The 10,174-nt window shown below is 44.1% G+C and carries 9 protein-coding genes; 3 read left to right on the forward strand and 6 right to left on the reverse strand.

The window, feature by feature from the left end; translation table 11 throughout:
• The coding region (locus AC3A8L_RS16350; protein ID WP_487963343.1) for a TMEM143 family protein at positions 1-1,214 on the forward strand (1,214 nt) is incomplete at its 5' end.
• Here AC3A8L_RS16350 and AC3A8L_RS16355 read toward each other — a convergent pair.
• Positions 1,202-2,260: a TlpA family protein disulfide reductase gene (locus tag AC3A8L_RS16355; protein WP_487963344.1), complete on the reverse strand. Its 1,059-nt coding sequence runs from the start codon at positions 2,258-2,260 to the stop codon at positions 1,202-1,204. The two genes, AC3A8L_RS16350 and AC3A8L_RS16355, sit on opposite strands and share 13 nt — an antisense overlap.
• A 95-nt stretch (positions 2,261-2,355) precedes the next feature.
• On the opposite strand from AC3A8L_RS16355, the gene pdxR reads away from it, so the two are divergent.
• Positions 2,356-3,786, forward strand: a complete 1,431-nt coding sequence (gene pdxR, locus AC3A8L_RS16360; protein WP_487963345.1) for a MocR-like pyridoxine biosynthesis transcription factor PdxR — start codon at positions 2,356-2,358, stop codon at positions 3,784-3,786.
• Positions 3,787-4,170: 384 nt separating this feature from the next.
• Entirely contained in the window at positions 4,171-7,197 is a 3,027-nt protein-coding gene (locus tag AC3A8L_RS16365) for a metallopeptidase domain-containing protein (protein WP_487963346.1), read from the forward strand.
• A 274-nt stretch (positions 7,198-7,471) separates the two neighbouring features.
• On the opposite strand, the gene AC3A8L_RS16370 is transcribed toward AC3A8L_RS16365, so the two are convergent.
• From AC3A8L_RS16370 to AC3A8L_RS16390, 5 genes are read right to left on the reverse strand one after another with little or no spacing between them, the layout of a single operon-like run.
• The gene (locus AC3A8L_RS16370; protein ID WP_487963347.1) at positions 7,472-7,864 is read right to left on the reverse strand and encodes an MmcQ/YjbR family DNA-binding protein; all 393 of its coding nucleotides are present in this window, start codon (positions 7,862-7,864) and stop codon (positions 7,472-7,474) included.
• Positions 7,854-8,060: a hypothetical protein gene (locus tag AC3A8L_RS16375; protein ID WP_487963348.1), complete on the reverse strand. Its 207-nt coding sequence runs from the start codon at positions 8,058-8,060 to the stop codon at positions 7,854-7,856. Before AC3A8L_RS16375 ends, AC3A8L_RS16370 begins: the two co-directional genes overlap by 11 nt.
• 15 nt (positions 8,061-8,075) lie before the next feature.
• Entirely contained in the window at positions 8,076-9,032 is a 957-nt protein-coding gene (locus tag AC3A8L_RS16380) for an esterase/lipase family protein (protein WP_487963349.1), read from the reverse strand.
• A gap of 51 nt (positions 9,033-9,083) precedes the next feature.
• Positions 9,084-9,434 (reverse strand): hypothetical protein, encoded by a 351-nt coding sequence (locus AC3A8L_RS16385; protein ID WP_487963350.1) that lies wholly within the window; start codon positions 9,432-9,434, stop codon positions 9,084-9,086.
• A 57-nt stretch (positions 9,435-9,491) separates the two neighbouring features.
• Positions 9,492-10,034: a P-loop NTPase family protein gene (locus AC3A8L_RS16390; protein ID WP_487963351.1), complete on the reverse strand. Its 543-nt coding sequence runs from the start codon at positions 10,032-10,034 to the stop codon at positions 9,492-9,494.
• Positions 10,035-10,174: the final 140 nt, after the last annotated feature.

Raw genomic sequence — 10,174 nt, forward strand, 5'->3', positions numbered from 1 at the left:
TGGCAGAGCCACATCACTTTATTCCCGTAAGTAGTCAAGATTTAGTGAGCGCCTGTTTAAGCGGAATTGGTACTCGTGTGGATAAAGCGCAGGTTGCGGTTGTTGCTCAACGTTTACAGGCCCTGCTGCATCAAGAGTTTCATCGTACACAAACCGCATTAATAGAAGCCTATTCGCCGATCGATCCCGATTTAGATACCGTAAGTATCGCGCCGCAAGGTGCGGTAGCTTTTGAGAGCGATCATTTTAAAGCGCTATTTGAAGGGGTACTTAAACAGGCAAATTTTATTCGTTTAAGCCGTGATGACCTGCAAGCTGCGCTTAAGGAATCGTCGTTGTTTAATATTCGGCTCGATATTGATTTTGATGATTTTGATGATGCCTTATTGTATTGCCGCGGCGTGACGGATAAAACAGAATCGATTACGCAGTGGTTTGGTTTGCGTAAAAAAACCATTACCTTCACGAATTATGATCGTGTTGTGTTGTACTTGCGCTTTAAAACCGTGAATACCCTGGGGGATAATACGCAATTGCTGGGGCGCTCTGGTAGGACGATGCTTAAGTTGTTTCGCAATGTGCCTAAAGCCGATTTGGAAATGTTATTCCCTAATACCCGTATTGGTATGCGCACTGTCGATAAACTCTTAATCGGCGTGCCCGCTTTAGTGAGTGGCGTTGTTGTGCTCACGACTAAGCTCGGTGCGACTTTAGTATTGCTCGGTGGTCTTTTCGGTTTCTGGCTTGGGTTACACCAAAAGCCTGTGGAGCTAAATGTAGCGACGCTATTGGCGCTGGGTGCGGGCTTGGGGACTTTGGCGGGCTATTGTTGGAAGCAATTTTCTACCTTTAAAAACCGAAAACTACGTTTTGCTCAAGCGCTTACACAAAACTTGTATTTTAAGTCTTTAGATAATAATGCCGGTGTCTTTTATCGCTTGATTGCTGAAGCCGAAGAGGAGGAGTTTAAAGAAGCCTTCTTGGCTTGGTTTTTTCTATTGCAGGCCGTGGCGCCGAGCAATGCATTGGACCTCGATCGCGCCATAGAGCAGTGGTTTAAAACCCTGAATACCAAAGCTAATATAGATTTCGAGATTGATGACGCTCTTAATAAATTAGAGCGCCTTGGTTTGGCAAAAAATAATGAAGGCTTGTGGGAGGCACTATCAGCCGAAAAGGCACAAGCCCATTTGATGGACCTTTATAGCGTCTGAGCAAATAACTCTACCTCTTTAGCCGACGTGAATGTTTTTGTCAGCTCGATTGTGCCATCTGGTTTTAGCACGACTAAGCTGGGCAGGTTTCGTATACCAAAGCTTTTAAACAGTGCTTTGGTATCATCTAACACTGTGGGTATGTTGAGTTTGTGTTGATCGAGATATCCAATCACGTCTTCTTCATTGGCCCATACATCAATAGATACCGCGACCCAATGCCCTAAATTCTGGCTGCTATTAGCCATTTTTCGCAATGCAGTACAGGCTTCCGAGATTAAGGGTTTGCTGTCGGCTAAATACCATTCACACCACGGTGAGGTAAACCAAATATAGGTGGGCTTATTGCCGGGTGTCGGTAGCGTGATGCTTTTGTTATGCACGGTTGTTAGGGGCACAGCCTGCTGTAAGCGTCCATTACTCACGTTAATATCAATGGTTTTTTCTGGGCTTGATGTGGGTTGGCTGACAATTTTTGGGGCATAGTTATTATTGGCGACGCGATCTAATACGGTTAAAAACTGAGCGTCATCTTTATGCCCAAGCCAAACGACGCGGCCTTGTTGATCAATTAAAATATGTTGCGGCGTTACGGTTAATTCTAGCGCATCAGCTAAGGTGCCATCATCGCGCACGACGGGCATGGTGAGATCTATCGTCTTCAAATAGGCTTTCACATCGTCGATATCGTCATTAATGCCGGTATTTACGGCAATCACGGCCATTTTATCGGCATATTTTTTAGAGATTTTTTCGAAGTGTGGCATTTGCTCGCGGCAGGGGCCGCACCAGGTTGCCCAAAACTTTAAGTAAATAGGGCGTTTACCTAGGTGCTCACTTAACGCTAAGGGCTGGTTATTGAGATCTAATAGTGTGATGGGCGCTAGCGGTTGACCGATAATTGGGTTGCCGGCCACATGTGCACGACGCTCGGCCTCGGCAGCCCAATCAAATTCTTCTTCGGCATACCCGCTGGGGCTAAAAAGGTTTGCGGCGATCAATAATGCGCTCAAAGCTTTTGGGAAACGTACTGCGAACTTAGTCATAGCCAACTCTTTAAGATTGAAAATAATAGGGTAAAGGATTCTAATGAGGGCTATGCCCCATTCATAGGGCCAAAAAATAACATTTTTACTAGACCATGACTCAACCGAAAACGTTTCTCAGTCATTCCGTTAATTTCGATGCCGCTACACCGCGGTATCGGCAAATTTATACGCGTATTAAAAATGCGATTTATGCCGGTGTGCTAAATGCGAATGACCGCCTACCCTCGGCACGAGCATTGGCTAAAGAGTGGAGTGTAGCGAGAGGAACCGCAGAAGAAGCCTATCAGTTGTTAAAAGACGAAGGTTATATTGTGGCTAAAGGGCCTTTGGGTTGCTTTGTTCACGCGCAAGTTAAACCCCGAAGCACTACGGCGAATAGACCTTCAGCACCTTTAATGGATAGTCAAAATACCAGTTGGGAGCAGGTTGATTTAGTACCTTTTCAAATGGGGTTGCCGGCATTAGATGCTTTCCCCAAGGGCCCTTGGCAGCGGATGACGCAAAAACTATTACGTGAAATGCCACGAGTTACATATCGCAATGCACCACAAACGGGGCTAGCTGAATTAAAGGCGGGAATTGCTCGGTATTTATCTGTGTCTAGAGGGTTTGATTGCCATCCGGAGCAAGTCATTATCACCGGGGGGTATCGGCAAACCTTGTCACTTATTGCGCAGGCTTTAGGTGGCGAAGGTAAAGCCTGGGTAGAGGATCCTGGTTATCCGCCAACACGGCAGCTGTTACAACGCTTGGGCTTTACGCCGGTGCCGATTCCGGTAGACGAACAAGGCATGGATGTTGATGAGGGTTACCGGCAAGCGGCGGATGCAAAAATGGCTGTTGTTACGCCTGCCCACCAAAGCCCGTTGTGTTGTACTTTGTCACTCAAGCGCCGGCAGGCTTTATTGGCTTGGGCGCGTGAGGCCAATGCCTTTGTGGTGGAAGACGACTACGATGGCGAATACCGCATGGCTGGCAGACCCCTTCCTGCACTAAAGCACCTTGATCAAGATGATCGTGTTCTATACATGGGGACATTCAGTAAAGTGTTAATTCCAAGTATGCGCTTGGCTTATTTAATTGTGCCACGCGCGCAAATTAGACATTTTAGTGATGTGTATTCAACCCTATACGACAGCCAGCCTACACTCACGCAACAGCAGGTGGCCGAATTCATGGCCGAAGGACGTTTTGCTCGGCATATTGAAGCGATGCGAAGGCTGTATAAACAGCGTCGCGAACTTACGGTTAAGGGCTTGCTGGCGGTATTGGGGGATTATTTAACGATCGATCCACAACCCGGCGGCATGCACATTATTGTTCGGCCTAAAAAAGGTGTGACCAAAATGCACGACAAGCAATTGGCTGAGTTATGTATTCAAAATGGCCTCTATGCCAATGCATTATCGTCGTGGTGTGTAAATGCAAGGCAACAGGGCTTATTGATGAGTTATACCAATATTGTTAACGCCGAGCAGTTGGAGCAGTACGCTAAAACCCTGAAGAGACGTGTTTTTATTTGATTGAGGGAGGGAAGTATTAGTTCTCCCATTAATGCCTGATATAACCATTTAATCGAGCGGGCACGATAACAAAAAAACGCATCTACACTTATTGATTTCTGAAATGTCTGGCTTGAGCAGTCGTAGAAATTGTGCCTGTAGCGTGAAAGTAATAGTGTCTGGGGGCTCATTGGTTAGTTTACAGTGGCGATTTTATACATGTTAATAATTTCTTGACCGAAATTGTGTGTCGGTGTATTTTACACTCTGGCAGGGAAGTGCTGACGTAAAATTGAGTAAGGATCTACTCATATCTAACAAGTATATTTTCGATTCATCTTCTCTGCTGTTTATAGAAATACTCACATTTCAGTGAGTATTTTTAGGATAAATTAGGAGATGAAAATGAGGATTATATCTACGTTACTGGCCGGAAGCTTGGCTATGACATCATACGCAGCCAGCGCTCAAACAGAGACCGTCAACGGCTTAAGCATTATTATAAATTTCGCTAACTCAACCGTCGGAAGCGACCTTTGCAGAAGTGTGGCCAAGCAAAATTTCACGACGCGCGAGCAGGTCGATATTGCTAGGTACATCAATGAAAAGGATTTTTCACTCAATGGTAATATGGGGTCCTTAAAAGATTACTTTTGGGATAACTCAAGGGGAAAGCTTGATCTAGACAATACAATTGTCGTAGTAGACCTTCCAGATACAAGGGATCATTACGAATGCGGCGGCTCAGATGAGCACGATATTATTTCACTAAGGGCCTTTGGGACTGAGGCCACACAAACAGCCGATTCATATCATGCCGCGGATTTGTCCGGCGGACCTCTCTCTGATTTAGCTAATGACGTCAATTGCAGAATATTTGGGGGATGTGCTGGCGTTAATATAGGGTATAGGGTGTTTAATGCAGCGGCTGGATCTTTTAGTTTCCAGACAACTCCTATAAATTCTGCAAACCTAAGTCGTAAAAGATCAGAATTTACCTTTGATCAACTTGATGAAGATGAATATCTTCCTGTAACTCCAGACAGAGGTATGTTTATTGAACATCTCAGTTTCTTCCAAATGGTTACTCCGGGGGACAGTCCCAATGGTCTCAGTGGTACAGGCCTTTGGCCGCGAAGTATACCCTCTGTAAATACAGGCAGACATGGTCTCAATAATATTGCATTAGGGCGAATTCAAATTACACCAATAGGCCAGTTGGGGGCCTATTCGGCAGGTACAATGGCTCACGAATCTGGTCATACTCTTTTTGGTCTTAAGGATCTATATGATACACAAGGCGAGCTAACAACACATGAAGGGGTAATCACTACCGGTCCTATTAATCCGAATTCCTTGGATTTTCAAAATAAATCAATCACCTTCCCAAATGTTGATACAACGTTTTGGTATGAGTCATACGGGGTTGCCGATCATTCATTAATGGGCTCAATTGGTATCCCTGACGTAGACCCCCCCTTACTTAACGCACAAAATAGAGCACTTGCGGGGCTGGAAGATCCAATAGACATTACTAATGCTGCAGAAGGTGAAACATTTACTGTCGATTGGCAAGCTGATGGGAGTGATATTAACCGAGCACCTTCATTTCAGTATTGTCGGCCTGCATCAGCAGTCGATGAGTGTTTCTATATTGAAGCACGCGTGAATGGCAGTCAAAAAAATCCAGCTATAGATGGTCATTCTCTGCGTAGTGTATCAACGCCATCGGGTGAAAGCGGTTTGCTAATATGGCATACCTCATATTACGCTTCGCCAACAGATTTCCAAGTTAACCAGCGTAAAGAAAATAGCGACAATCTCCACTACTCTGTTGAATTGGTTGAAGCTGATGGCGACAGCGATTTATTATCTAGTGATACATTGCCAGTGATTAAGCCAAATATCCATCAGGGTGATTACTTTTCAAATAATGAAAGTTTCAATGGCCTTACCAATCCATCTAGTGATTGGTGGGACGGAAATGCGTCTGGACTATCATTGAGGAATATTCGTCGTGTTGGAGACACAATTGTTTTTGAGATAGGGAAAAGACCGTTAGGTGAAGTTTATGTTGACTATAACAGTTCGAATGTGTCAGTTAAATATAATGGTAGTAGCGTAAATAATGTAATAAAGGCTCCGATAGGGTCGAGCATTAGTCTTTTAATCGAATCACTTAAAGAGGAGGATGTTAATTATTTTGATAGCAGTGATGCCGTAGTTCAGTGGAGAACCAATAAAAATTTGTTTTTTACTGAGTTAGAATCAGGTAATGTCAGCAATAATCTAGTGGAAGTTTTGGTGAAACCTAAGAAGTCGATACTAGGTGTAAGGGGAGCATCAGGATCAAAAGTGAAATCTTTAGAAATAGAGTCTAAAATTCCACGTAATACTATTCTAAAAAATATATTTATTTATTCCCCAAATGAAGCAGGCTATGCTGCAAATTATTCTGGGACAATGTCTGCGCCTATTAAGTATCAATATAATGAGGCTGAAGGGGGTAGAAAGCTATTGTATTTATCTCCAGCGGATGATTATCGTGTAACCAATTGGCAAGCTATCAACACTCTCGAAAACAGAAGTTATCGTGGGAGTACGGAAAAAGTTTCATTTCCTATTACGCTAAATCCGAACAAGTTACATGTTGAAACTGAGCTATTACCGGGAAAGTTATGTGCTGAAGGTAATGTTTCTGAATGGCGATGGGACGCAATGTATCGAGGGGTCGGCACTAAAGTACGGTTTAATGACGTAATATACGCATCAAATTTACCGAGAAATTATATTTTTGAAAACGGCGCTGCGTATTTGAGAGACGGCATTACATCAATAACTCCTGAAGATAGGCCTGGGCACTGGACTCGCTTAGAAGTATGCGGAGAGTACACGGCAGCTTGCTCCTTATATCCGAACTGGCTAGATGAACCGAATGCTGAGCGAGTAGTCTATGGGAATAAGCTATGGTCTAACTCTAATAATGAAACATTTGGCGATAATGTAACCCCTGGTGATTTTCCCTTACTGGCAAATCTATACGCATTTAATGTAAATGGCACTTTTCCAGAGGAGAATCATGATTACATTAAAAATTCATCTAATGATGTTGCCAAATGGAGATTAGAAGGGAATTGTAATGATAGAGGAAATGTTTCGAGGGCTTATATAGAGGAGACTGAAGGTGTAACGAATCTGCGGACCCAAAGATTTACATCAATCAAAGATGGTCACTGGAAACCTTGGTTAACTTTTTGGTCTTCTAAGTCGATGTATTTGTATTTTGATATAGCGGCAGGCTTTGAGCTGGATGATGTGTATGTTGATGGCGTTCCTCAAAATTTAGATTCAAACGATCGCTTTTATAAGCTTTATTATCCATCAAAGCCCCGGCAGGCTCATTACGTGGAGGTTAGAGCTAGACCCATTTAAGCGTTGCTGAGTTCATTCGAGTAGAGAGTAAGGGCATCTAACTAGATGCCCTTTTTTAACTGATCCGCTTGATGTATATGCCCCATCGTGGCAGGTATTAGGTTAGCTTGAAAAGACCGGCGTGAGTTGGATCTGCGCTCGCTCGCAGCCACCTACTACGCCATGCATGATAGGCTCAAGATCGCGCCCCGAAAGGTTGACGACACTGGGTACCCTTATCCAATGCGCGCGACGCCTCACCTTCCCTAGCATGAGCCTTACCATCATTCAGAAGCTAGCCTTCCTGATTAAGGTCCAATTCTTTCTGTTTTTTCTTTGTTAGCCCAAGTGAAACTATGCGGTGTGAATCTATCAAATAATTCTTTAGTTCATCATCGATAATGCCGGGGAGGCCGTCTTTTTGTATCCATTTTAAACCGCGGGAAGCGAGGTAAGGGGCGGGTCTAAAGCCTGGTTCATCAGACAAAATTTGAAAATTAAGCTCTGAAGTTTTGAAGGAGTAAGCTGGCATGCCTTCTTTATTGTGGCTCCCAATTGCGAAGACCTTTCCGCCCACTTTCCAAACATGGGATTCGCCCCACTGCACTACATGGGTTGTTGCGGCCAGTGATCGGCAAAATGCATTGTAGTTAATGTAGTTGTCGTAGTTCATGTTTTTATTCATCATCGGTGATGTCAGAGACCATCTCTTTTGTATTTTTGCCAATCGACTTAGCCGCATCTCTTGAGGCGTGGCCTATGGATGTGGTGATATCTTTTGTTGCGTGGCCAATGGTGCGCCCTGTTTCTTTGAACTCTGCGCAAGCGATTAATGAAAAACTTAAAGCGAGGTAGTTCAGTATGTATACGGGTTTCGGTTGCATGGTTTACCCTCAGGTTCAGTAAAGCTCGGCGAGTAATTTTTCAAGCGCTTCCTTTCGATCTCTCGGGGTGTAAGAAAGCATATTGTACTCTTGTAAAATGGCTAATAATTTTCGAGGCACGATATCTTTATTCCCTACAATTTCGACGTGACCGGCATCTACCTGAACGCCAGTAATATTTTCATAGTTATCAATTTTTTGGTGATACTGCTCGGCCAGGTTAAAAACATAGTCACTCTCAATACAGCTACCATCGGTGGCTTTCAGGCGGCAGGTATCTTTTTCGTTAGTCACGATTTTAAGGTACTTTTGCACGGAGGGAATCAATGGCTCTGGATAGCGGATGAAGTCGGCTGATGAGGAAATCTCACGCCAGTTATTCCCTGTTACGGCCCAACAAATACCGGGAATAATACCTGCGCTTAACCAATGCAGGGGGGCGATACCGCAATGATTGGCGGCTTTAATGCCAGAGAGCGGCGCTGATATTGTGATTAATTCTAAATTTTTATCGCTAAGGGGGTTGGCGATTTTAGGATTATCTTCCATTGCCTTGCGCGAGATTAAGCCGCCCATGCTATGGCCAATAATGGCGATGTTTTGATTGCTGGTTGCTTCGGCCAAGGCATTTACGGCTAAGGCTAATTTGTCTGCGCTTTCTAGCAAACTGGCCCTATCTTCATAATTGTAACAAATGGCTTGCTGGCCGTGAAATGCATACAGTTGTGCCAATGATCTAAAGCGACCGGCAGAACCATTACACCCGTGAACTAAAATGGTAATGGGGGATTTTGAATCTATCTGAATGGATTTTTCGGCAGAGTCTGTGCAGCTACTGAGGTTGGCTATCGAAACGGTTGTATCTGGCAGCGGTAACAGCGAGGTGTCGAGCTGTTGCGATTCGGGTACATAGGCGGGCGATGCGGCACAACCCGCTAAGAACAAAAATAGACCGCAAGCAAAAAACCTCATGACATTAACCTTATTGTTGACGAAATACGTGAGCACTATTTATGTTCAAGTTTAAAACACCATGGCGTGATCAACTAAGAATTTACCGTTACGATGCATCAGCACAATTTCTGCTACATATTCACCTTTGGCCTTGGATACAAGCTGCTTCCAAATAATAGCAGCAGAGTCTGGGCGACGAAACACAGCAACCACCTCACGCTTTAACCATGTTCCCTTTTCGGCTTGGTAGGTGGTGCAGACTTTTTCGAGATGTTCTTTGGTGACAATGGCTTTTGCCCTGTCGGTAAAATCGCGCACATGCCGTTCGTGGTCGATGTCCGTCGATGCTTGCATCAAATTATCCATAATCGGATTGGCGATATCGATTATCTGTTGCTCAGTGAGTTCTTCGAAATTCATATTTTTTCCTGATGAGTGCGGATGCATTTTTTTGACTGAAAACCGTAAGTATGTCTCTCAGTGAGTTGGGGGATTTAGGTTCAGCAGGAATTGTTCCACTTCGCTGGGGTTGCGCAAGCGGATAAAGTTAACATGCTGCACTTTTGGCGAAGACATTAACGCGATATAGCGTAACTTGTTATTCGGGTAGGTTTTAAAGAACCAAAGGAATATTGAATCTTTAGAGGCAAATGCTTTAAAGAATGACTCCTTATTGCCAGTGCCTGTCCACAGCTCTCGCTTTGATATTGCCCTGGTTACGGTACGTCTAAACAATTGCAGTAATGTTCGCGAATACGAAAAATCTAGCCATATGATGGTATCTGCATGTTGCCATTTAATGGCATTTGTTCGGCTATAATTCCCATCAATAACCCACGAATCTCCAGATACTGCCTCGGCGACTTTTGGCAGGAACTCAGCATCGGTAGACTCTACCCAATGGGACTTCCATAAAAGCTGATCCATTTGAACATACCTAGCTTCAATTTTACTGGCTAAGCGCTTAGCGAATGTTGATTTCCCGCTACCTGTCGTCCCGATTACGCTTATCTTTTTCATGGTTGACACTCAAATAAAGTGGTGATCAGAGCACTCGATGGAAATCCTATTTAGGGGCGTGGCTGAAATATTGTTTCCTCGCCCCTAACTTCCCGTTTTTGAATTCCTGGGTGCTTGCTTGCCTTCGTTAAAAATATTTG

This window comes from Marinagarivorans sp. (assembly GCF_982758155.1).